The sequence below is a fragment of the Synechococcus sp. H55.10 genome, assembly GCF_047502715.1.
In the GTDB taxonomy this organism is placed as follows: Bacteria; Cyanobacteriota; Cyanobacteriia; order Thermostichales; family Thermostichaceae; genus Thermostichus.
Genome location: NZ_JANSJJ010000058.1, coordinates 24809 through 48805, shown reverse-complemented (window position 1 = coordinate 48805; position 23997 = coordinate 24809). Strand labels below are relative to the sequence as shown.

The window sequence follows — 23997 nt, the reverse complement described above, 5'->3', positions numbered from 1 at the left end:
GGGTGAGGGCACCTCTGGGAGAGGGGCTGGGGGTGAGGGCACCTCTGGGAGAGGGGCTGGGGGTGAGGGCACCTCTGGGAGAGGGGCTGGGGGTGAGGGGTTAGACTATGGGATCAGGTTTCCGGCTGGGATCCCGGATCCAGTCCAAAAGCAGCGGGTTGACCAGCTCGGGGGCTTCGTCTTGGGGGCAATGGCCAACTCCTGGCAAGGGGATGAACCCCACCACGCAAGGGAACCCCGCCAGGGCCCGCCCCAGGGCAATGGGTTCCCAGGGATCCGCTTCCCCCCACAGGATCAAGACGGGGCAGGCGAGCTGAGGCAAGAGATCTTCTGCCAAAGGCCCCTGAGAATAGCGCACAAAAGCCAAAAAGACCTCTGCCGCTCCTGGCTCCAAAGCCGGCTTGAGCAAAAGCTGGATCAGTTCCTCGGTAACGGCTTCTTTGCGTCCGTAGGCCTGGAGGAGGATGTTGCGAATGGCCTTGGGTTGAGCTATCTGGGCGAAGAAAAAACGACCAAAGGGGGGCCACCCCAGCAGGGATTGGAGCAGGGGAGTGGTCCAGCGGCGCAGCCAGGAGATTTGCGCTCGTTTCCGCTCGTGCAGCAGCCGCAGCGAGGGATCCAACATCGCCACTCCCAAAACCTGCCCCGGATCCAGAACCGCCGCCTGCAAAGCCACAATGCAGCCAATCGAGTTGCCCACCAGATAGGCCGGCTGGCCCATCACCTCGCGCACAAAATCTGCCACCAGGGATCCCCAGGTCTCGAAGGTGTAGGGCAGAGGCGAGCCGGGCAGAGGCTTGGCGGATCCCCCAAAGCCCAACAGATCGACCGCGTACACCCGACAGTGCTGCCCCAGCTCCAGCAAATTTTTCCGCCAATGGTCGCTGCTGGCCCCAAAGCCATGGATCAGCAACACCACCGGGCCGGCAGATCCCGACTGCTGATAGCGAATGGACTGGTCACGCCAGAGCCAGCGGTGCTCTGCAATGGGGGGTGCGGTGGGCAAAGGAAGCATGGGGAGCCTCTGGCTTCGCGTCAACGTTGCGATCTTAAATCTCTTTGTAAGTTTCCGGGGGAGGCTGGGCAATACTGGCAGTTGAGGGTTTTGCGGTGGGTCGGCTTTGATTTGGCTGGTTGGCCTCGGCTTGTTCGGCAGCGCTTTTTGCCTCTTTTGGGGACAGTTGTTGGTGGGCAAGTTGCTGCTGCCGCTGTGGGGAGGATCCCCCCTGGTGTGGAACACCTGCCTGGCTTTTTTCCAGGTCACCCTGCTGTTGGGCTACCTGTGGGCAGACCGGCTGGGGCGTGGGTTCCATCCCAGGATGGGCGTGCTGATCCAGGGGATCTTGCTGCTGATGGGGCTGAGGCTTTTACCCTTTCAATTTGGGCTCTGCCTGCAGCCGGAAGGAGCGTGGCCCCCTCTCGCCCTCTTGGCAGACCTGGCTTTGGGAGCTGGGGTGCCGCTGTTTCTCCTGTCGGCGACGGCGCCATTGCTGCAACGGGGGTTGGCGGCAAGAAAGGGCGCGGAGCAACAGGGGCTGCGGGATCCCTATTTTCTCTATGTGGCCAGCAATGCCGGCAGTTTGGCCGGGCTGCTGGGTTACCCGCTGCTGCTGGAGCCCCGGCTGTCTTTGGCTGGGCAAACTCACCTGTGGACGGGATCCTACGCGCTGGTGGCAGCCCTGGTGCTGCTGAGCGGGGTGGGGCTGTTGGCGTCAGCGGCCCAGAGCACTGTGGGGGATCCCGACCCAGGATCCTTGGCAGTCTCCTGGGGAGAGCGCTGGCGCTGGGCGGGGCTGGCTTTTTTGCCGGCAGGCCTGTTGGTGGCGGTCACCACTTTGCTGACCACCGACGTGGCGGCGGTGCCCCTGTTGTGGGCCATCCCCCTGGGGATTTATCTGCTGACATTCATGCTGGCTTTTGGGGGTATCCACCCCAGGAAGTGGATGTTGGGAACAACGGCTCTTCTGGCCTGCGGGGCAGTGGGGGCCCAGGTCTTGGGCTGGGTGAGGCCCGGTTTTTTGCTGCTGCTGCATCTGGTCACCTTTGGGCTGGTAAGCTGGGGCTGCCACAGCCAGTTGGCCTGCCGGCGCCCGCCGGTGGAGCAGTTGACGCAGTTTTACCTGTGGTTGGCTTTGGGGGGGAGCTTGGGGGGGATGTTCTCTGCCCTCTTGGCCCCGCAGGTGTTTGAGACGGTGCTGGAATATCCTCTGCTCTTGGGGGTGTCGCTGGCCGTGCTGGGGGGGCGGGTGGGCCTGTGGCTGGGGCTGGGGTTGCTCTTGCCCTTGCTGCTGTTGCGCTTTCGCCTGCCGGCGCTGCTTCACCGCGGCTCCGCCGTGGGCTTAGCCTTGGGGTGGGCGGTGCTGGTGTTCACAGGAGAGGGCAAGAGGGGATGGCTGCGGCGGCTGGGGACGATGGCGGGGTTGGTTGTGCTGCTGGGGCAACCCTGGCTGATGCCGGGACTGCAGGTGGTGGCCAGCCAGCGCAGCGCCTTTGGCCTCAACCGAATCGTGGAATACCAGACCGAGCAGGGATCCTTCCGCAGCCTTCTGCACGGCACCACCCTACACGGCAGCCAAAACCTGGATCCCCAAAAGGCCCTGCAGCCGCTGACCTATTTCGCCCGGTCTGGGCCGGTTGGGCAGGTGTTTGCGGCGTTTAGAGCTCAGGCTGCGGCTCTCCGGCCCGCCATTGCGGTGTTGGGGCTGGGGATCGGCACGTTGGCCGCCTACGCCCAGCCGGGGGATGAGTGGACGTTTTTCGAGTTGGATCCCACCGTGGCCGACTGGGCGGGCCGCTACTTCTCCTATCTCGATTGGGCCAGCCAGCAGGCGCAGGTACAGGTCATCCTCGGCGATGCCCGCCTCAGCCTCCAGAGGATCCCAGCGGGCAGCTATGACTTGATGGTGATGGATGCCTTCAGCTCCGACGCCGTGCCGGTGCATTTGCTGACCCTAGAGGCCCTGACCCTCTACCTAAGCAAGCTCAAGCCCCAGGGTTGGCTGCTCTTCAACATCACCAACCGTCACCTCAACTTGGCCCCCGTGTTGGCCGGCCTGGCCGGATCCCTGCAGCTCCAGGCTTGGCAGCAGGCCCACCGGGATCTGTCCTCTGACCAGCAACAAGCAGGGCTGGCCCCCTCCCACTGGGTGCTGATGGCCAACAACCCTGGAGCTCTGCAGGGCTGGCAGCCCCTTCTGCCCCAAGCCGGAGATCCGGTCTGGAGGGATGATTTTTCCAACCTGCTGCAGGTGATCCGTTGGCCCCAGATCCCCAGTTCCGAGTAGGAATCGGACTGTTCGACCCTTGGGCGAATGCACCAGCCTTAGGCAGCCCCGCAGCTCAAACAATCTTTACAACGCAGAGTTGGTATGAGTTATGATTGTTTGAAACGTAACTAATGCCTGCTCAGGAGCTCAGCTCATGTCTCCTTCAACTTTGCAAGCCCTTACTGTCAATTCGCAAGCCGTCATGGCTGAAGCCTCTGGGGCTCGTTTCGTGGCCATCGGCGGCAGCTTGCGGCCCAATTCCTTGACTTATCAAGCGCTGGAGGTGGCGCGGCGCGAGTTTGAGAAGCTGGGGATCCCCTTGCACATTCTCGATCTGCGGCAGATGAAGCTGCCCTTTGCGGATGGCTCGGAATCCTACGCGGACTATCCTGATGTGGCGCTTTTGCAGGCGACCATGAAGCAGGCGGATGGGATCCTCTTGGCCAGCCCGGAGTACCACGGCGGCATCAGCGGCAGCCTGAAAAATGCCCTGGATCTGTTGCGTTTTGAGCACCTGGAGGGCAAGGTCTTCGGGTTGATCAGCGTTTTGGGCGGTGAGAGCAACAGCAACACCCTCAACCAGATGCGCTTAATTGTGCGTTGGGTGCATGGCTGGGCGATCCCGGAGCAAATCGCCATTGGTCGGGCTTGGAGCGCTTTTGACGAGCAGGGCAATCTCAAAGACGAGAAGCTACAACAGCGCTTTCAACACTTTGTCCACAGCTTGGTGACCCACACCCACAAGTTGCGGGGGATCCCAGTAGTAAGGCCTTCCTGAATACCTGCAGGCCCTGGCTGCCCCTGTTGCTACCCAGCCCCTCAGCGGGGGGTTATAGTTATTCCCAGCCAGTGCAAGTCCTTTGCATGGCTCTTTAGCCAACTTTTTGGCAAAGAAGAGGAGGAGTTGAGAAGGTTTTATAGGGCATTGGCTAACCTGCAGAATCAATCCACACGGGTATGGTTCAGTCTGTTCCCCCTTATTCCGATAGAGCTGGATCCCTGTCTCCCTGGGTAGCTCTGCAAGTAACCTTGCAACAGATGCGGGAGCAGAGCGATGCCAACGCCCTCATTCAGCTCACGCTGGAGTATGTCAGGGCGGTGTTTGGGGCGCCGCTGATCTGGCTTGCTCTTTACGACTATGCCAATCACCAGTTGGTGGGCCAAGGGGGGGTGACCCTGCGGGAAGACGATCAAGCGCTCTTGCGAGCTCTGTATCCCCTGCAGCCGGGGGAGATCCTGGAGCAGGTGGTGATCGAACAGCGGCCCATCAGCGTGCCCGATCTTTCCCAGGAGCCGCGCATGGGCCTTTGGCAGCGGGAGGCCAGGCGCCTGGGCGGGATCCAGGGCTGCTTCATCTATCCCTTCTCGGCGGTGGGGCGGCGGCGCTGCCTGGGGATCCTGATGCTGGGATCCCAGATGTGGGGAGTTACCACCCGCGAGGACGAAAAGGCCCTGCTGGGGATTTTGCTGGGGCAGTTGGCGGCCTCGCTGCAAGAGCTAGAAAACGCTTGGCAACAGCAGACCGAAAAGCGCCTTGAGGATCTACTTCTGAGGTTGGGAACGGCGATGCGCCAGGCGGGATCCCTGCAGGAACGGGTCAGCCTGGTGAGGCAGGAGCTGCAGACGTTCCTGGGCGCCGTCCATATTCAGGTGTACTGGCACGAGCGCAGCCAGGGGCGGTTTGTTCCCCATGGAAGCGCCGCTAGGCCCAGCCAGCCACCCACTCCTGCCCCCATGTCCAGAGAGGCCAAAGCGGGAGCAGCGTCGCCAAAAGATGGCGGCCTTTCTCTGCGGGAATTGGGGGACATGTACTACACCCTCACCGATGGCCAGGTGGTGGTGGGCGGCACGGGGACGACCCGCTCTGAGGTTCCCCCCAAGCTGATGCAGCAGTTGCGGGCTCAGGCGGTTTTGGCGGCCCCGATTTTGCTGGAGAGGGATCTGCTGGGGTTTATCTGGGTGCAATCGGAGCTGCCCCGCACCTGGCAAGCGGTGGAGCGACAGTTGGTGGCCGCTGCCGCCAATGGGCTGGCCTTGGCCGCCCCCCTGGAAAATCTGGATCGCCGCATTCGCCAGTTGGCCGACGACCAAGAGTTTGTCCACCAGGTGGGCCGTTCGCTTTACAACCCAGCAGAGCTGCAACAGGCTCTCCAGCAAGCGGTGGTTGGCCTGGGGCAGCGCCTGAAGGCCGCTGTGGTGGCCGTGTTGACGGTGGATCCCGACAGGCCCATCCCCCGCCTCTTCTACGAGCACCGCAGCGAAGGCAAGCAGGCTTTGCCGCCGCAGTTTAGCCCCTTGAGCGAGCAAGACTGGCAGGATCTGCTGCGCAGCGAGGTGGTGGTGGCAGAAAACTACGACCAAGATCTGCGCCTGCTCTCTTGGCGGCAAGAACTGGCCCCTCTGGGGGTGCGCTCCCTCATGCTCACCCATACTCGGGTCGGCGGCGCCGTCAGCAACGCTGTCTTTCCGGAAGGGCTGCTCCTGGTATTACACCCCCAGCTACGGGCCTGGAGCCGGGAAGAACGGCAACTGCTGCGCGGGATCGCCCAACAAGTGGGGTTGCTCCTGCGGCACCTCCAATCGGAACAACAGCGACAACGGCAAGAACAACTGCTCAGGGGCCTGATCGCCACCTGTCTGGCCCTGCAAAACCTGAACACCTCGCCCGTTGGCGACAACAGCAGTATAGAGTCCTTTCTCTACACCACCACCGCTCAACAGACGGCCCAATTGCTGGGGATCCCGTTGGCTCTCGTAGTCAGTTGGCAGCCGGGGGAGAGCCGGGCCCAGTTACAGCCGCCCTTTGCTGCTGCCCCTGAGTTCTGCCCCAGCGGAGCCACCGAGATCGACCGCCAGGATCCGCTGCTGGCTTATGTGCTGCAGGCGGGGGAGCCCCTTCAGCTTGCCCAAGAAGAGATCCCGGCTGCCAGCCGCACCTGGCTCAATTCTGCCGGCCTGGGATCCTGGCTGCTGGTGCCCTTGGGCGAGACAGATCCCTCTCTGCCGGAGCCTCTGGGGGTTTTGATCCTGGGGGCAGAGGCAGGTAAGGTTTGGGATCCCGACGAGCGGGCGGCTGTGATGTTGATCGCCCAGACCTGCGCTTGGACGCTGCGGCGCTTGCTTTGGATGCAAACTTTGCAAGAGCAGCAGGAGGTGCTCAGGGAGTTGAACTGGTACAAACACCGCCGCCTGCTAGACCTACAGAATGCCCTCCTGGACGGCCTGCGCCGCTTGGGTCAGGTGCCGGAGATCCCCGGCGACGAAGCCACCCGCTGGCAAAAAGTGGTGGAGATCGGCAAGGGGCTGCGAGAGCTGACGGTCTCCACAGAGCCGTTGTTGCAGGCGGAAACCTGGCAGATCCAGCCACAGTTGCAGTCGGTATCTTTGGCTACTTTGGTGCGCAAAAGCCTGCGCCGGGTGGAGGGCCTGACCCAAAGACGCAAGCTGTGGCCGCGGGCCCATGGGGACATGAGTCTGGCCATCCAGGGGGATCCCGGACGCCTGGAGATGGTGCTCTGGGAGCTGCTGGTGGCCGCCGCTTTGCGCAGCCCGGAAGGGGGGCGGCTGGATCTGTGGAGCCAGGCTGGCGAGGGCTATGCAGAGCTGCTGGTGGTGGATCAGGGCAGCTTTGACCCTCACCTGGCAGCGGCACTTCAGTTGGAGCCGGAGCGGGTGATCTACGCGGATCCTTTGCTCAAGTCGCCTTTGGCGGCCAGCCCCGGCCTGGAACTCAGCTTATGCCAACGGGTGGTGCAGCGGATGGGAGGTCAGCTCTCCTTCTATCTGTCTGGGGATGGGCGCTCCGTTTCCCGACTGCTCCTGCCGCTGAGCCCAGCGTAGAGCACAGCCCTCAGGAAGACAAGATCCTCAGCAGCCAAAACAGGGGCAAGAAGGCCAGCACCCCTCGATCCAGCCGCCGCAGTTGTAGGCGGTGCCAGCGCAGGGGATGGTCGGGGCCGGTCAGCCCACGGGCTTGCATGGCCATGGCCATCTGTTCGGCCCGCAGGAGCAAGTTTTCAAAAAAGCGCTCCACCAGGGCCAGCAGGGTTTGCATCCCGCCCCGAAAACTGAGGGATCCCCAGCGCACATCCCGAGTTCGCACCGCCCGCACCAGGTTTTGCACCTCCTCCATCACCAGCGGCAGAAAGCGCAGCGCCAAGGTGAGGGTGAGGATCACCTCCGCAACCGGCCATCCCCAGCGCTGGCAAGGTTGCAACAGTTGGCCGATCCCAGCGGTGATCTCCTCTGGGGCGGTGGTCAGCAAAAACAAGTTGGTGGCATAGAGCAGCGTAAAGATGAGGGTGCCCAGCCGCAAGGCCACCGACAGAGAACGGCGCGACACCTGAAAGGTTCGCCCCAACAGGGACAATTGAACCAAGCGGTAGCGATAGGGCGTTGGCCAGGCACGGGTTTGCTCGCGCCAGGCGCGGTCTGGGGATCCCTGTTCTGCAGCCAGGTGAAGGCTATCGCGAACGCCGGGGATCCCGGTCAGCCCATAGCCCACCACCTGCACATCCTGCCGCTGCGGCTGCGGAAAGACCCCCAACCCATCTGGGGCCAAGCTGGTGATCCCAAAGGTGAGCAGGCTGAGAGCCAACACCAGAGCGAGTTGGCCTGACCAAACCCGGCGCGGCAGACGGGCTGCCACCGTCAAGAGCAAGAGAAGTGCCACCACCGCCAGGCGCCAGCCATTGCCGGCCAAAATGGGACTGAGCAGGAAGCTGAGCAGCCAGGCCAGCTTCACGCGCGGATCCAGGCAATGTAGCCAGGTGCGAGGCTCTTCCAGATAAATCCCCAGCGGGGCATTGCGCAGGATATCCACGATCGGGCAAGCGGGAAACAGCCTATCTATGTAAGCTACCCGACTCCGACCGCTGGGCGGTATTCAAATCGCGGCCAAGAGAACACAACCCTCACTAGCCTTGGATCCCCCCTTGGCGGCATGATAAGAACGAGGGATCCGCAGAACAAGGCAAAAATGGACGTGCAACTGGGCCGCAATCGGCAGGCAAGACGCGCTTATGGGCTGGATGAGATCGCGCTGGCACCAGGCAGGCGAACTCTGGATCCCAGCCTGGTAGACACCCACTTCACTCTGGGAGGGATCCAACGGCCCATCCCCATCATCGCCAGCGCCATGGACGGCGTGGTGGATGTCAAGATGGCGATTTTGCTCTCCAAGCTGGGGGCGATGGGCGTGCTGAACCTGGACGGGATCCAAACCCGCTACGCGGATCCCGACGAGGTGCTGGATCAGATTGCTGCGGTCGGCAAAGACGAGTTTGTTCCCCTGATGCAGCGCCTCTACAGCGAGCCCGTCAAGCCGGAGCTGATCCAAGAGCGCATCCGCCAGATCAAAGCCGCCGGCGCCATTGCCGCCGCTAGCTGCGTGCCCGCCCATGCGGCTGAATATGGCCCCCTAGTGGCGGAAGCAGGCGGAGATCTCTTCTTCGTCCAGGCCACCGTGGTTTCCGTCCATCACAAGGTGCCAGAGGGCATGCAAAAGCTGGATCTGGCCGCGTTCTGCCGCTCCATGCCCATTCCCGTGGTGCTGGGCAACTGCGTCACCTACGATGTCGCCCTGGAGCTAATGCAAGCGGGAGCTGCCGGCGTCTTGGTGGGCATCGGCCCCGGCGCTGCCTGCACCTCCCGCGGCGTGCTGGGGGTGGGAGTACCTCAGGCCACCGCCATTGCCGACTGCGCTGCCGCCCGCGACCAGTTCTTGGCCGAAACCAGCACCTACGTTCCCATCATCGCCGACGGCGGCCTGGTGACCGGCGGGGATATCTGCAAGGCCATCGCCTGTGGGGCCGATGCCGTGATGATCGGATCCCCCTTGGCTCGCGCTCAGGAGGCGCCCGGTCGCGGCTTTCACTGGGGCATGGCCACCCCCAGCCCCGTTTTGCCCCGCGGCACCCGCATTCGCGTGGGATCCACCGGCACCCTGGAAGAGATCTTGCGCGGCCCCGCCCGCCTGGATGACGGCACCCACAACCTCTGGGGCGCTCTGCGCACCAGCATGGCCACCCTGGGCGCCGCCAACCTCAAGGAAATGCACCAGGTGGCGATCTGCATTGCCCCTTCCCTTTTGACCGAGGGCAAGGTGTACCAGAAGGCGCAGAGCCTGGGCATGGGGAAATAGCCCCTCAGGAAATGCTAGACTCAGGGAGCCGAGGGGGCGGTTAGCTCAGCGGTAGAGCGCCTGCCTTACAAGCAGGATGTCACTGGTTCGAGTCCGGTACCGCCCATCCCCGCCTTAGCCCGTGGCTCAGCTTCAGGATACACCCGCTAGCCAGGGCCGGATCCCTGAGGTAAAGTAATGGGTATAGGGCCTGGAGCGTCTGCCGCCCTTGAGCCTCGCATTGAGTCTCGCTCAAAAAGTGTGTAAAGTGGTAGACGATGTAAGACAGGGCTGTACTATGTTCTTCTAGAATTCGCAACTGTCAGGCTCGCTCTAGAGTTGGGCAGTTGGGCATCGCTAGGAGACGTTGCCACAGCTAAACAGGTGTGAGGACAAAAAACAAGGAGAGAAACATGCCCGCGAAACACACGAACTACTGGAAAACGCTGCTGGCTGGCACCCTGGGTGCAGCGGCAGTCTTAACCCCTGGAGTGGCCTATGCCCAAGCTACAGGGCCTGTCACCTCCATCTCTGAGCTTTCCGATGTGCAGCCCACCGACTGGGCATTCCAGGCGCTGCAATCGCTGGTCGAGCGCTACGGCTGTATTGCCGGCTACCCTGACCGCACCTTCCGCGGCAACCGGGCCATGACCCGTTTTGAGTTTGCCGCCGGGATGAATGCCTGCTTGGATCGCATCAACGAGCTGATCGCCGCCGGCCTGGCCGACAAGGTTTCTAAGGAGGACTTGGCTACACTGCAGCGGCTGCAGGAGGAGTTTGCCGCCGAGCTGGCAGCCCTGCGGGGACGGGTAGACGCGCTGGAAGCCGACGTAAATGACCTGAAGGGCAAGGTCTTCAACCCGGTCACCAAGCTGAATGCCCAAGTGATCACCGCTGTCCTGGGCAGCGCTCTCACCGACGACCGGGTGGTCAACAACAGGGTGGTGGCCGAGCAGAATCAGGCGAACATGACCCTGCCCTACCGGGTGCGCTTGAACTTCGACGCTTCCTTTGCTGGGCGTGACCGTCTGCGCATTCGTCTGCAGGCTCGCGATGCGGTAACCACCTTCTTCGCAGGGGATCCAGGCGTTGGCTTCCAAGGGGGTGGTGGTGGCACCTTCACACTGGCCCAGTTGGTCTATCAGTTCCCTGCCTTTAACCGCGCTGCCACCATCTACGCCGGCATCACGGGCACTGGGGTGTCCAGTGTCCTGCAATACAGCGTCCCCTTCGATGCCCTCTCCGACTTTGCCGACCTCCCCAACTCCACGGGAGATGTGCCCAGTGGCACGCTGTTTGGCTTCCGCTATCGCCTCGGCGACCAGTTTCGTCTGGCCTACGCCTACAGCACCCGCGGCGGCCAGACCTTGGGCAGAGGTTTCGGTGACAGCGGTTTGACCGGTAACGACAGCGCTCACACGGTGGAGCTGGGCTTTCTGCCGACGGAAAATCTGGAGCTGTATTTGCAATTTGCTTCCACCTATCTGCAGGACGCTAGCCGCGGCCCCGGTTTCCTGGCTACCGGCAGCAGCCTTTTCCGCGGTCCGCTGCGCCGGAATGACGTCACCCCCTCGGCTCGGGTCAATGCCTTTACAGTGGCTGCTAACTGGGAGCTGAGCCCCCGCATTATCCTGTCCGGCTGGTTTACGGCGGGCAACGTTGACTATAACCTGCCCAATGTGGTGCCGGCTGGCACTATCGATCCGGGCGATGAAGACTTCAACGGGTTCTTGCTTGGTTTTGCCTTCCCGGATCTCTTCATTGAGGGTGCCAAGGGTGGTGTAGTCTTCGGTCAGCCGATTGTGACTACAGACAACGACGGGGTTTGGGATACTCGGCCCTTCATTGTGGATGTCTACTACAGCTTCCCGGTCAACGACTACATTACCTTGACGCCCGCCGCCTACTTTGTGAGCAATCCCAATGGGGGCAGGCCAGGGGACAACGACCCGACCATCGGTGTGGGTGCTCTGCGGGCAGTGTTCACCTTCTAACCCCTTGCTCTCCCGCCTAGGTTAAAAACAACGGGGGGATCCGCCGCGGCGGATCCCTTTTTTGATGGGAAGTTTCCCAAGCCTTGCCCTGGAAGACATCGAGCAAGTTGGAGCGGGCGCCGGGAAGCTAGGGGTTACAAAAGGCGCACTGAGCCGGATCTGCCCAGGTCTCTGCCACAGGCTCGGTGTGGGTGTGGGAACAGCGGGCACAGCCATACACCCACGCCTTGGTTACAGGGGTGGGGGCACCACACTGGCCGCAGGGCAGCCCCGAGATGGAACGGATGCGCCAGTAGCCGGGAGTGCCGCAGGCGGGGCAGAGGCTTTGGGCTTTGGCGATGAGGTTTTGGGTGGCTGCCGCAATCACCTGCAGGCGGGTTGGGTTGTACAGGGCCCGCATATCGGTTTCCAGGTGCAGCCCTCCCTGGCGGGCCAGCAGCTCCTCCACCACCTGCTTTAGGGTTGCTTCGTCTTGGATCCCTTTGTGGATAAGTTGGGGGTTTTCCGGCTGGTCGAGGGCGATCAGGCCGTGCTGTGGGAACCCCACCTGTCGGGCAAAGTCGAGCGCTTCTGCCCAGCTCTGCACCCAGCGATGGCTGAAATTGGTTTGCACGCTTTCTGCATAGCCCACCAGCTCCAAGGGATCCGCGTCAGGTTCAAAAACCTTGAGCATGACCCATTCCTGGTTCCAAGGGATCCAGGGAAGCTGGGGGTGGGGGCCGAAGGATCCCTCGCTGGCCAAAACCAAAGAGGCAGGATAAGCTTGGCGGGCTCTCTCAATCTTTAGGCGTAGGGTGTGGATGGGATCCCCCGGTCGGGGCCGCTCCCGTGAGAAGGTGCCCAGTTGGTCGGTGTCGAGAGGTATCACTTGCACCTGGATCCCCAGGTGTTGGGCCAAGAGGGGGCCAATCACTTGCTCCTTGCGATGCAGGGTTGCCAAGTAGGCAACCCGACCTTTCCATTGCATAGACTCAGGCCCGACCCCGATCCGGCAAACGAAGTCTACAGCTTTATTGTTGGGCTCATCGGATGGCTCAAACCAGGGGACTGGGTTCTGCCGCCAAGCCCAACTGGGCGACGGCCTCGGCCAAAGCGGCCTCCCGGCTCTCCACAAACCGCTCTGCCGGCAAGGGCAAACGTAGGCTTTCCAAGCGCTGTCGGATCCGGCTCCTGGCCCCGACAATCCACACCTGCTTGCCGCGATCTAGGGCCTCACGAATGGCATTTTCCAGAGAGAGCGTCGCCGAAACCCCCAGCATCGGCACATCCGACAGATCCACCACCAAAGCCAGACAAGAAGCCACCGCCTGGTGTTGGCGGGAAATGGCCTGGGAAACCCCGAAGATCATCGGGCCGCTCAGGTAAAACAGCAGCACCTGGCCGCGGCCCTGGCGCAGCAATTCCTTTTCCCGCGGCGTGAGATCTACGGCATCGTCGGCATCGGTAATGGCCTTCACCTCTTCCGACTGCAGCTCGCTCAAGCGCTGGATGGTGAGCAAGTTGGCCACAAACACCCCCACTCCCACGGCAGCGATGAGATCCACGAACACCGTCATGAACATCACCCCGTACATGATGGCCGCCCCTTTGAGGGAGAGGCGGTGGGCCCGCTTCAGGAAGCTCCAGTCGAGGATATCCACCCCCACCTTAAAGGCGATCCCCGCCAGCACCGCCATCGGGATCCCTTGGGTGAGGGGAGCGGCAAACAGCACCACCATCAAGAGGATGAGGGCGCGGGTGATGCCGGCTAAAGGGGTACGCCCACCTGACTGGATATTCACCACCGTGCCCATGGTCGCCCCCGCCCCCGGCAAGCCCCCCAGGAAGCCGGAGACCAGGTTGGCGATCCCCTGCCCGATCAGCTCTTGGTCAGAGTCGTGGCGGGTGCGGGTGAGGTTGTCGGCAATCACCGCCGTCAAGAGGGTGTCGATGCAGCCCAGCATGCCCAGCACCACCCCGTCCAACACCAAGCTGGCCAAAGATGAAAAGGGCAACTGCGGCCATTGCACCTGGGGCAGGCCGGTGGGAATGGGGCCAATGCGCCGCAAATCCCAGTCAGCCATGAACCAGTTGGCCACCAGCGTTCCCAGCACCAGGGCCACCAACTGGGGCGGCACCGCCCGTCGCCAGGGCTTGGGATAGAAAAAGAGGATGGCCAGCGTCAGCAGCCCCAACCCCAGTTCCGGCACCTTGAGGTTAAGCAGGTAGGTCGGCAGGTTCTGCACCGACCCGATCACTCCCCCCTGGCTGGCGTGGCCCAACAGCGGCGGGATCTGCAGCAAAATCATGATCCAGCCAATTCCCGACATAAAGCCGGAGATGACGCTGTAGGGCATGAGGGTGATGTACTTGCCCAGCTTCAGGGATCCAAACAAAATTTGAAACAGGCCCCCCAGCATGACCACGGTAAAAGCTGGCCCCAACCCCTGATCCGGATAGCTGGCGGTAACCTTGGCAACCACCGCCGTCATCATCACCGTCATCGGCCCGGTGGGTTCGGAGATAAGGGTGGGGGTACCGCCGAACAGGGCGGCAAAAAAGCCCACACACACCGCCCCGTACAAACCTGCCACCGGCCCCGCCCCGGAAGCCACCCCAAAGGCCAAAGCCATCGGCAAGGAAACAATCGCCGTCGTCAGGCCGCCGAAGAGATCCCCACGCCAGTTTTCTAGGCTTAGCCGCCGCTGCCAATCCAGAAATCTCCTACCGCCGGCCTGCTCTTCTTTCGCTTGCTGCAGCATGCTCCACCGCTCTCGACACTATGTAGGTAGGCTACCATTGAGCGTTACCATAAAGACTAGACTAGAGAATAGATTTCTATCTATAAGTTTCTTCAGGGATCCCCTTTCGGCGCCGAGTTTGGGAAACTCTCTCTGCCAAGCAGAGCTGCCTGCCGACAGCCGCTCTACCCCAGAATGGTAGACTGGAAACACCTGGATTTGGGGTTACTGCCCTAGGTTGCCGACTGTTGGCGGGCAACAACCTTCTGAGCTTGCACCCTGCCCGCGCCCAAGCCGACCGGGATCCCTCACCTCTACCCCCACCCCATGAGCGACAACGAATTGACCGCACGCATCATCTCCACCGACCTGCAGCGGGAGATGGCGCAGTCCTACCTGGAATACGCCATGAGCGTCATCGTCGGGAGGGCTCTGCCGGATGCCCGCGACGGCCTCAAGCCGGTGCATCGCCGCATCCTCTACGCCATGCACGAGCTGGGCCTGACGGCGGATCGCCCTTTTCGCAAGTGCGCCCGCGTTGTCGGGGATGTGATCGGGAAATACCATCCCCACGGGGATCAGGCGGTTTACGATGCCCTGGTGCGCATGGCCCAGGACTTCTCCATGCGGGAGCGCCTGGTGGACGGGCACGGCAACTTCGGCTCCATCGACAACGACCCGCCGGCGGCCATGCGCTACACCGAGTGCCGTCTCACCGCCTTTGCCCAGGAAGCCCTGCTGCAGGATATCGACGCCAACACCGTCGACTTCATCGACAACTACGACGGATCCCAGCAAGAGCCGCTGGTGCTGCCGGCGCGGATCCCGCAGTTGTTGTTGAACGGATCTTCCGGCATTGCCGTGGGCATGGCCACCAACATCCCCCCCCACAACCTGGGAGAGCTGGTGGACGGCCTGATTGCCCTCATCCACAACCCCAACCTGACCAGCTTGGAGTTGATGCAGTGGATCCCGGCCCCCGATTTCCCCACCGGCGGGCTGATCCTGGGCCAGGAGGGCATCCGCGAAGCCTATACCACCGGGCGCGGCTCCATCACCCTGCGGGGGGTGGCCACCATCGAGACCATTGAGCAGCGGGGCCGACCGGCGCGGGACGCCATCATCATCACCGAGCTGCCCTACCAGACCAACAAGGCAGCCATGATTGAAAAAATTGCCGAGCTGGTCAACGACAAAAAACTGGAAGGCATTGCCGACATTCGCGACGAGAGCGACCGCAGCGGCATGCGGGTGGTGATCGAGCTGAAGCGGGATGCCCAGCCCCAGGTGGTGCTCAACAACCTCTACAAGCAGACCCCCCTGCAGTCTAGTTTCGGGGTCAACATGCTGGCCATCCTCAACGGCGAGCCGCGCACCCTGACCCTGCGGGACGCGCTGCAGGCTTTCTTGGATTTCCGGGAGGCGGTGATCGAGCGGCGCACCCGCTATGAGCTACAAAAGGCGGAGGAGCGGGATCACCTGTTGCAGGGGTACCTGGTGGCTTTGGGGCAGTTGGATCGGGTGATCGCCCTCATCCGCGGAGCCGCCGATACCGCCGCCGCCCGATCCGAATTACAAGCAACATTGGGCCTGAGCGAAGCGCAAGCCGACGGGATCTTGCAAATGCAACTGCGCCGCCTCACCGCCCTGGAAGCAGAGAAAATCCAGGCCGAACACGAAGACTTGGTGAGGCAAATTGCCGATTTGCGGGACATTCTGACTCGGCGGGAACGGGTGATGCAGATCATCAGCGAAGAGCTGCAGCAGCTCAAGGCCCGCTTTGCCAGCCCGCGCCGCTCCCGCCTCTGTCTGGAAGACTGTGAGCTGCAGACAGCCGATCTGATCGAGAACCGCGAGACGGTCATCTTTCTCACGGAGCAGGGCTACATCAAGCGCATGGACATCAAAGAATTTCAGGTGCAGGGGCGGGCCACCCGCGGCAAGGCTGGCACCCGTATCAAAGACGACGATGCCATCGAGCAATTTTTTGCCTGTCGCAGCCACGACACCATCCTCTTTTTCACAGATCGGGGGATGGTCTATACCCTGCCTGCCTACGAGATCCCGCAGGGAAGCCGCACCGCCCGCGGCAGCGCCATCGTCCAGTTGCTGCCCCTGAGCCGGGAAGAGCGGGTTACCTCGATGGTGCCCGTGAGCAAGTTCAGCGACGACGAATATCTGGTGATGCTGACCCAGGGGGGCTACATCAAAAAAACGGCCCTCAGCGCCTTTGCCAATGTGCGTTCCAACGGCCTAATTGCCATTTCTCTGGAGGAAAACGATGAGCTGCGCTGGGTGCGCCGCGCCCGCTCCAGCGACGATGTAGTGATGGCAACCCGCCAAGGCATGTCCATTCGCTTCCGGGCAGATGACGAGCAACTGCGTCCCCTAGGGCGGCCTGCTCGCGGCGTGCGGGCCATCACCCTCAACCCCGGTGACGACATCGTCAGTATGGACATTATTTTCGCCGAGTCGGTGATGGCTGCTGAGCGAGAGGGGGAGGGGCTGGCCAACCCCTGGGTATTGGTGATCACCAAAGAAGGGCGGGGCAAGCGCTCGGCCATCGACCACTTCCGTCAGCAAAACCGGGGTGGCAAGGGGGTGATCGCCACCAAGTTCCGCCAGGAGTCGGATGAATTGGCTGCCCTGCGCATCGTCAATGCCGAGGACGAGATCCTGTTGGTAACTGCCAGAGGCATTGTTATGCGCCAGTTGGCCAAGGCCATCCCCACTCAGTCTCGTGAGGCAACAGGGGTGCTGGTGCAGCGCTTGGATCCCGAAGACAGCATTGTAGCGGTGACGGTGGTGCCGGCCTCTTTTGTCGGGGATCCCACTGAAGTCGAGGAAGAGCCCGCGGGCGAAACCTCGGAAGACAGCCGTTGATCCTGAGGCCCCAGTTTCAGCTCTGGATCCCAGGTGCGGTATTTGCCACGGCAGAGGGGTAGGATCCCGTACCGAGAGGGGTGAGGATTGGGTGTTAGCGTTGACATAGCCCAAAACGGCCAACTGCGAAGGCCTGAGGGATCAGGCCGGGCTTCCGAGTTGGGCTGGATCTGCTGTGTTTGGGGAGCTTGGTGACTCCATGTCGAGCCCATTAAATTTCATCCCTGGTTTTGAGGCTGTGCAAACTCCGAGCCCCGACAACCGGCTCTGGCAGTATCTGCAAGCTCAGGATCCCAGCATTTTTCAGGATATTGCCCGCAATTCTTCCCCTGAGGTGCTGGAGATCTTGGGCCACAACATCCGCAGCTTGGTGGGGAGCTTGCCCTCCGATCAATTTGGGGTGCAGATCATCACCAACCGCGAGAGCTTGGCGAAAATGCTCTCCGGCGCGATGATGGGCGGCTATTTTCTGCGGGTGATGGAGCAGCGTCTGGCCCTGGAGCAATCCTTGGGCAGCCCGTCCGCTCCTGACACTTCTCCTCATTCGGAGAGCGGCCATTCTTAGCCGCCCAGGCATAACTTCCTGCGGCATGGCGCTAGAGTGGAGCTGTCGGGCTGGGCCAGGAGCATGCAATTTCTCGTCGCTCTTTTGTTAGCACTGGCGTGGCTGTTTGCCCCCAGCCCGGTTCAAGCCCAAGGGGTTGCTTGCCCCTACGCCACCTTGCGCCTGGAGTCCAGGCTGGCGGTGGATGCCAAGCAAGTCTGCGAGGCGGCTGCCCCCTGGGCAGCGAAAGGTTTTCGGGTGCTGGTTTATCTCACCGATGCGCGGGATCCCTCGGAGCAGGCCTGGTTTGCCCGTTTGGATCGTGTGGAGGCAGAGGCCGGCCTGCGGGATCTGTCGCAAGGGGATTTTTACGACCGCAACGGCTTGACGGTAGCCGCCAGCACCGATACTTTCCCGCCCTGGGGGTTCAACATCACCTATGGCGAAACCCTCTACGGCACCCGCCTCGATACCGCCGACCACGAGTACCAACACCTCCGATCCCAGGTGCGCGAGCTGCTTGGCCAAGGGGATCCCTCGCAGGCGCTGGTGGTCGGGCTGCAGCAGAGCTATCGGCTGGCCTATCCGCCTCCGCCTTCCCCCTGGCCGCTGCTGGGAGTGGGGGCCGGTGCCGCAGCGGTGATCGGCGGCACGATCTCCTGGCGCAGGCAGCGGCGCCGCCGGCAGTTGCAAAACCAGATCCAAGTCCTGCAAGCTCCGGTGGCCACTCTGCTCTTGGCCCTAGAGGGTCTCTTGCCCAGTGACAAGCCGGAGGAGACTATCTTCTACCGGCTTTATTTGATTTTGGGGGGGGAGCGCTACCCACAGTTGGGATCCCGCCTCCTCGAGACTTTGCAGGCCTGTCGGCAGGCTCTCACGCAGGCCTTTTGGGTGCAAGGGCAGCTCTCCAACCAAACTCCCACCACCCTCAGGGAGCTGGAGCAGCAGGTGGAAGCCTGGGAACGCCTCTACATCAGCCTGGTGGGCAGCCGTGAGCGCCTGCTCAACCTCAGCGAAGAGCAACTGCAAACTCTGCTCAACCCGGTGCAGTTTCTTCCCTCTAACCTGGCCGAGGAAGGGGGATCCCTGCTGCGGCAACTGGAAGACCTGCGCCAACAGTTGGAAGGTCGCCCCCTGAAAGTCGAGCTGCTGCGGGTGGATCCCAGCCGCTTGGATGCCGATGGCATTCTCGGCCTGATCGAGCGGGTGCAACGGGAGCTGGATCGCCTGCAGAAGGCCCCTGCTCTGCTCTCCGCCAAGCTGGCTACTCTGGAAAACCGATTGCGCCAAGCCCCTGCGGGGATCCCGACCTCTCTCGGCTCTGGCTTGGCCGGGCTGTTGAACCAAGTGCGCTCCCTGCAGCAAAGGGGTTTGGATCTGGATGGGTTGGAGCTGGCCGAGGCCGGGATCCGCCTGCTGGATCTGCTGGCTCAACTGCAAACTTGGCAAAACCAGGGCTACCGCTTTCCCCGGCAGGCCGACGACCTGGCCCAACTGGCCTCAGCCCTGGGATCCCTGCCCGAGCTGCACAGCGCCATCGACAGCCTAGAAAACCACAGCCGCGCCTACGTCCAGCAACACCAAAAAAACCAGGCCGAGCTCAGCCGCCTGCAAACTCAGCTCCAAAGCCTCAAGCAGCGCCTACCCGACCTGGATCGCCGGGTGTATGGGGGCTTCTTCCGCCACCCGCCGCAGGAAGAGCGCAAAGCGCTGGAAGAAACGAGGCGGCTCCTCCTCTACATCAGCCAAGAGGGGATCCCGGCCATTCAGCGCTGGAACAGCCTCTCCGAGCAGAACTTCGATCAGGCCCAGCAAGAGATCGAGCGGGTTCAAGCCGCTCTGCAGCGCTGTGCAGACAGGCTGGATCGCCTGGAGCGATCCCTGTGGCAGGCGGAGCAAGAAGATGAGCGGCACAGCACCGTTACAGTCTTTACCTCGACTTCCTCTTGGGACAGGGACTTTGGCCGCTCTTCGGGCACGGGATCCTGGGGCGGCTCTTCTGGTTCTTCCGGCTCCTCCTCCCGCCATTCCTCCGGGGGCAGCTCTTCCCGCCACTCTTCGGGCGGCTCCTCCCGTCGTCGCTAGGGGGTGGGGATGACCAGCTCCACAGCCGTATCCAGGCGCGAGGGCGGGGGTGGGGCCTCGCCTGGAGCCAGTTCCAGGTAGGGGGCCAGGGGGTGATTTTCTTTCCAGCGGGATCCGATTTCGCCGGCCATTTGGGTGACCTGGATTTGATAGAGCTGCGCCAGCTCAGCGGCGTTGAGGTTGCCCCGCTCCACCTGATCGCGGCTGGCTTCTGCCAGAACCTCCGCCATGAGGTTGCCCTGCTCGTCAAACCGCCACAGCTCCAGGCGGCTGCGGGAGCGCAGACTCACCTCCGTCGGCGAGGCCGGGCGGGTGAGGACATCGACGCGGGCGATGACAATGGCCTCCAGGCCCAGGTAATCGAAAAACTGGCTCACCGCTTCCGGCTTGCGGCGATCCCACTCAAACAGCTCGTAGACCGGCCAGCCCACCTGGCGCAAAAGGGGCTGAATGCGGCGGTTGTCCAGGGGCACCACCTTCTCGCTGTTGGGGATCAGGCCCAGGCGCACCGCTTCGATGGCCAGGCGCTGGCCCAAAAGCTGGGTATGTTCCAGTCCTCCTACCCCCAAAATGCCGAGGCGACGCCGGGGTTGGGGCCGGATGGGCACCTGCAAAACCACATCCACAGGGGTGGTCAGGCCCGCCTGCAGCAGGATCTCGTGCTCCGCCTTTTCGTAGTCGGGGTGCCATACGGTCAACATCCAACGTCCGGCAGGAGCCTGGTCGAGCTCAAACGCCCCCTGCTCGTCCGTCTGGACGGGCTCCAAGCCCTCCAACTGCACCTGCGCCCCGGCCACCGTCTGCCCCAGGCTGTTGCTTACCTGCCCCACCAGCCGCGCCTGGGATCCCGCCTGGTCTCGATGGGGAAACAGCGGTGTGAAGTGGGGAATGGGGTGGGCCAGCGCTCCCGGAGTCAGGGCCAGCCAGCCGCAGAGAGCCAGACTGCCCAAGCTGACCCTGCACCCGAGAGAATTGAGGGAGAAGAAAAGAGGCATGGCAAGGCTACATCCAGTAGTGGCAGTCGGTTCTATCAGAGCAAAATCCTGCTGCAGGGATCCTCACCCAGAAAAGGGATTGTTGGCCTGCCATTGTTGGATAAAGACGGGCACCATGTTGCGCACCTGCAGCCGAAACAGGCCCGCTGCCGCATCTTCAAACAGCGGATCCCCGCCCACATCATCCCGCCCATAGGCCTCATAGTAGCGAGCCCGATCCCCCGGCCGATCCCGCTGCAAGTCCACCACCACCACCAGGCCGCGGCTGCGCAACTGGTTGGGGGTGAAATTGGGAATTTCCACCGGCACAGCCGGGGCCAGGAAGCGCAGGGCCGTATTCAGCAGCGAGCTGCCCTGGCGGTTGTAGTCCCGCGAAATCTGCAGTTGGGTCAAGAGAATGTAGCGCAAGCCAAGGGCATCGCCGATGGCCTTCAGCTTGGCCAAGTCGGCGGTGTAGCGCTCATCCCGATCCAACAGAGTGAGGCCCTGGATGAGGGGCAAAAGCGGCTCAAAGCGGGGATCCGGCCCCAAAGGCCCGTTCAAAAGCAGCACCGGTCGCTGCGGCTGCAACTCCTTCAGGGCCAGGCTGAGGTGGCGGGCCAGCTCATCCGAGTAAACCGGCTCATCCGGCAAAAGGCCAATGCCCTCCGGCTGGCGGGCCGGCTGCCCCGGCGGCAGGCGAATATCTTGGGTGGATACAAAACCGGCCCGCACCTCCACCTGGGTGCTGGTGGGCGGAAACCCCGGCACCTCCACATCCACCAGGTACAGCCCCGCCGGCAACTCCGGCAATACATAGGTGCCGTCGGCAGCGATGCGAACCGTCTGCGGGGGCTGCGTGGAGGTGACGGCCAGGCGCAAAACCCCCGTCTGGACGGGTTGGCCGGCAATATCCAGCACCCGCCCCGTCACCACGCCGCGGTTGCCGGAAGAGGGGATCCCATTCTGCTGGCTTGCCCCCCCATTCCAGGGCTCCGCCCGTCCGTCGCCAACTTGAGCCTGAATATCCACCAGACGGCGCAAAGCCGGGATCCCTGCCGCCACCACCCACAGATCCCGCTCCCCCAGCCTCACCAAACCCGTGGGTTGTCCCTCCAGCCGCAGCGAGGCGGCCAATCGCCCCACCTCCAGATCCACCACCTGCAGACGGTCGCTGTTGCGGGAGGTCACGTAGGCCCAGCGGCCATCGGCGGAAAGGGCCAGCCGTGTCGGTCGCCAATCCAGGCCAATCCGCTGCAGGGCCTCGCCGCTGCGGCCCAGATCCAGCACCGTCAGATCCTGGCTGCCCGAGTTGAGCACCACCAGGCGTTGCCGTTGGGCATCCAGAGCCATCGCTTCTGGAGTGTTGCCGCCGCGCCAGCGAGCCAACAGCTCGCCATTGTCGGGGTTGACCACCAGCAGGCTGAGGGGATCCTCGCCGGCCAGGCCCACAAACAGGGCTCCCCGCTCTGGGTCATAGGCCAAAGCCAAGGGTGGCCCCGGCAGCGGCAAGTTGCGGGCCTGCGGAGGCTCCGATCCATTCCGTTGGCGGTTGGGAGCGGGGATCACCGCCAAACTTTGGGCGGCGGGCATGGAGGCGAAAACTCGCCCCCCGGCCGCATCCACGGCCATATCCAAAACCCCCGCCGGCAGCCCGTAGGCCTGCAGCAGCTCCCCCGTCAGCAAATCAAGGGCCACCACCCCAGGAGCATTGGGGCCGGAGGCATAGACCACCTGCCGTGCCGCATCCACCCGCACCACGCCGGGGGCAAAGCCCACCGCCACCTGCCACAGGGGATCCCCGCTCGCCCCATCCAGCAGCGTCACTGCCTGCGCTTCCAACAGTCCCACCGCCAGCCAGCCCTGCTCCGGCACCGCATCGAGGCGATCGGCAGAGCTGGGCAAGGGCAAAAGCCAATCCCCCTCCCCCCTCTGCCCGTTTTCCGCCGCCGAGAGGTTCCCCCCAGAAGCGGGAGAGCCTGTTTCAGGCGATTGCCCCAACACCGGGGAGCCCAGCCCCAGCACACCGCCCAGCACGACCAGCCACTGCCACTGCATTGCCCTTCTCCACCCCAGAGCCGCGCCTGCTTGGACCCAGCATAGCCAACCTGCCTGTTCGCTTGCCCTCGGAAGCCCAAACACATTTTGACAGGCTGCCCAGACGAACTTAGAATGGATATTCGCTGGTTTTAGCAGGATCAACCATGAAGGTGCGGCCCTCCGTCCGTCGGATCTGTGAAAAGTGCCGAGTTATCCGCCGCCATGGGCGGGTGATGGTGATTTGCTCTTCTAACCCGAAGCACAAGCAGCGGCAGGGATAAGGGCACGACGGCGGCTGTGTCCAGGATCGCAGCAGAAGACAAAGACAGCGGAGCCTAGCACAACGGAGCAGAGCCCTGGGCGGCGGTGAGAGCATGGATCCCACGTTTGGCCTTGCTGTGGCACATTCCCCACTTTGGCGATCCCAATCTTAGCAGCCGGCAGGCAACTCAGTTCTTTTGGGCAAGTTTGTTCGAGTTAGTTTGATTGGTCGGATTATAAGGCATCCCAGACTATGGCACGGATTGCGGGAGTTGACATCCCTCGAGAAAAGCGAGTTGAGATCGCCCTCACCTACATTTACGGCATTGGGCTAACCCGCTCGCGCCAAATTTTGGCGAAAACCGGCATCAACCCGGATACTCGTACCCGCGACCTCAGCGACGCCGAGGTGGCCGCCCTACGAACGGTGGTGGAGGGCGAGTACCAGGTGGAAGGGGATCTGCGCCGCCAAGAGGCGATGAACATCAAGCGGCTGATCGACATCGGCACCTATCGAGGCCGCCGCCATCGCCTGGGTCTGCCCGTACGCGGCCAGCGCACCCGCACCAACGCCCGCACCCGCAAGGGGGTGAGGAAAACGGTTGCCGGCAAGAAGAAAGCTCCTGCCAAGAAATAAGACCCTTCGACCATTCCAATCCCAAACAGTTGTCAAACAGTTGATTGCAAGGACGCATGGATCATGGCTCGGCAGCAACGGCGCGGACGTAAAGTCAAAAAGAACGTTCCTAACGGAGTGGCCTATATTCAGTCCACCTTCAACAACACCATCGTCACCATCACCGATCCCAACGGCGATGTAGTGTCTTGGGCTTCGGCAGGTTCTACCGGCTTCAAAGGCGCCAAAAAAGGCACCCCCTTCGCCGCCCAAATGGCCGCAGAAAATGCAGCGCGGCAGGCGATGGAGAACGGCATGCGTCAGATCGAAGTGATGGTGAGCGGTCCAGGAGCCGGCCGGGAAACCGCCATTCGCGCTCTGCAGGCAACGGGCCTGGAGATCACCCTCATTCGGGATATCACCCCCATTCCCCACAACGGCTGCCGACCCCCCAAGCGGCGGCGTGTCTAAAGGATCCCGACTTGAGGGCCGG

Annotated in this window: 17 protein-coding genes and 1 tRNA gene; 12 read left to right on the top strand and 6 right to left on the bottom strand. The window is 62.7% G+C overall.

From position 1 onward, the window contains the following. Nucleotides 1-100 precede the first annotated feature (100 nt). Nucleotides 101-1015, bottom strand: a complete 915-nt coding sequence (locus NW858_RS04840) for an alpha/beta fold hydrolase (protein WP_414520029.1) — start codon at nt 1013-1015, stop codon at nt 101-103. A 106-nt stretch (nt 1016-1121) separates the two neighbouring features. Between NW858_RS04840 and NW858_RS04835 the strand changes: the two genes are divergently transcribed. The 3 genes from NW858_RS04835 (at nt 1122) to NW858_RS04825 (ending at nt 7106) form a co-directional block, all read left to right on the top strand. Then, nucleotides 1122-3284 carry a spermidine synthase gene (locus NW858_RS04835; RefSeq protein WP_414520028.1) on the top strand — a complete coding sequence of 721 codons (2163 nt, stop codon included), beginning with the start codon at nt 1122-1124 and terminating at the stop codon, nt 3282-3284. 136 nt (nt 3285-3420) lie between these two features. After that, nucleotides 3421-4044: an NADPH-dependent FMN reductase gene (locus tag NW858_RS04830; protein WP_414335151.1), complete on the top strand. Its 624-nt coding sequence runs from the start codon at nt 3421-3423 to the stop codon at nt 4042-4044. A gap of 179 nt (nt 4045-4223) precedes the next feature. After that, nucleotides 4224-7106, top strand: a complete 2883-nt coding sequence (locus NW858_RS04825; protein ID WP_414520027.1) for a GAF domain-containing protein — start codon at nt 4224-4226, stop codon at nt 7104-7106. 10 nt (nt 7107-7116) lie between these two features. Here the strand turns inward: NW858_RS04825 and NW858_RS04820 are convergent, their stop codons facing one another. Beyond that, nucleotides 7117-8088 carry an energy-coupling factor transporter transmembrane component T family protein gene (locus NW858_RS04820; RefSeq protein ID WP_414335149.1) on the bottom strand — a complete coding sequence of 324 codons (972 nt, stop codon included), beginning with the start codon at nt 8086-8088 and terminating at the stop codon, nt 7117-7119. A 156-nt stretch (nt 8089-8244) separates the two neighbouring features. Between NW858_RS04820 and NW858_RS04815 the strand changes: the two genes are divergently transcribed. The 3 genes from NW858_RS04815 to NW858_RS04805 all read left to right on the top strand — a co-directional run bounded on the left by NW858_RS04815 (nt 8245) and on the right by NW858_RS04805 (nt 11381). Then, nucleotides 8245-9408 carry a GuaB3 family IMP dehydrogenase-related protein gene (locus NW858_RS04815; RefSeq protein WP_414335148.1) on the top strand — a complete coding sequence of 388 codons (1164 nt, stop codon included), beginning with the start codon at nt 8245-8247 and terminating at the stop codon, nt 9406-9408. A 34-nt stretch (nt 9409-9442) separates the two neighbouring features. Further along, nucleotides 9443-9514 (top strand) — tRNA-Val (locus NW858_RS04810). Nucleotides 9515-9800: 286 nt separating this feature from the next. Next, a complete protein-coding gene (locus NW858_RS04805) occupies nt 9801-11381 on the top strand; it encodes an iron uptake porin (RefSeq protein WP_414509185.1) in 1581 nt (526 codons plus the stop codon). 127 nt (nt 11382-11508) lie between these two features. On the opposite strand, the gene NW858_RS04800 is transcribed toward NW858_RS04805, so the two are convergent. Both NW858_RS04800 and NW858_RS04795 read right to left on the bottom strand, forming a co-directional pair. Then, nucleotides 11509-12321: a DUF6671 family protein gene (locus NW858_RS04800; RefSeq protein WP_414520026.1), complete on the bottom strand. Its 813-nt coding sequence runs from the start codon at nt 12319-12321 to the stop codon at nt 11509-11511. A gap of 94 nt (nt 12322-12415) precedes the next feature. Continuing rightward, complete coding sequence (locus tag NW858_RS04795; RefSeq protein ID WP_414520025.1) at nt 12416-14122, bottom strand: SulP family inorganic anion transporter; 1707 nt, start codon at nt 14120-14122, stop codon at nt 12416-12418. A gap of 306 nt (nt 14123-14428) precedes the next feature. Here NW858_RS04795 and gyrA point away from each other — a divergent pair, with 306 nt between their 5' ends. The 3 genes from gyrA (at nt 14429) to NW858_RS04780 (ending at nt 19613) form a co-directional block, all read left to right on the top strand. Further along, complete coding sequence (gene gyrA, locus NW858_RS04790; RefSeq protein ID WP_414520024.1) at nt 14429-16984, top strand: DNA gyrase subunit A; 2556 nt, start codon at nt 14429-14431, stop codon at nt 16982-16984. A 238-nt stretch (nt 16985-17222) separates the two neighbouring features. Then, a complete protein-coding gene (locus NW858_RS04785) occupies nt 17223-17549 on the top strand; it encodes a DUF760 domain-containing protein (RefSeq protein WP_414334831.1) in 327 nt (108 codons plus the stop codon). A gap of 63 nt (nt 17550-17612) precedes the next feature. Beyond that, a complete protein-coding gene (locus tag NW858_RS04780; RefSeq protein ID WP_414520023.1) occupies nt 17613-19613 on the top strand; it encodes a hypothetical protein in 2001 nt (666 codons plus the stop codon). Here NW858_RS04780 and NW858_RS04775 read toward each other — a convergent pair. Further along, nucleotides 19610-20563: a carboxypeptidase-like regulatory domain-containing protein gene (locus NW858_RS04775; protein WP_414520022.1), complete on the bottom strand. Its 954-nt coding sequence runs from the start codon at nt 20561-20563 to the stop codon at nt 19610-19612. The genes NW858_RS04780 and NW858_RS04775 overlap by 4 nt on opposite strands. A 108-nt stretch (nt 20564-20671) precedes the next feature. Next, complete coding sequence (locus NW858_RS04770; protein WP_414520021.1) at nt 20672-22645, bottom strand: carboxypeptidase regulatory-like domain-containing protein; 1974 nt, start codon at nt 22643-22645, stop codon at nt 20672-20674. 146 nt (nt 22646-22791) lie between these two features. Here NW858_RS04770 and rpmJ point away from each other — a divergent pair, with 146 nt between their 5' ends. From rpmJ to rpsK, 3 genes are all read left to right on the top strand, one after another. Next, nucleotides 22792-22908 (top strand): 50S ribosomal protein L36, encoded by a 117-nt coding sequence (gene rpmJ, locus NW858_RS04765; protein ID WP_011433187.1) that lies wholly within the window; start codon nt 22792-22794, stop codon nt 22906-22908. A gap of 233 nt (nt 22909-23141) precedes the next feature. Beyond that, a complete protein-coding gene (gene rpsM / locus NW858_RS04760; protein ID WP_414334835.1) occupies nt 23142-23525 on the top strand; it encodes a 30S ribosomal protein S13 in 384 nt (127 codons plus the stop codon). 63 nt (nt 23526-23588) lie between these two features. After that, nucleotides 23589-23975, top strand: coding sequence for a 30S ribosomal protein S11 (gene rpsK / locus NW858_RS04755; RefSeq protein WP_414348903.1), 387 nt, complete (start codon nt 23589-23591; stop codon nt 23973-23975). Nucleotides 23976-23997: the final 22 nt, after the last annotated feature.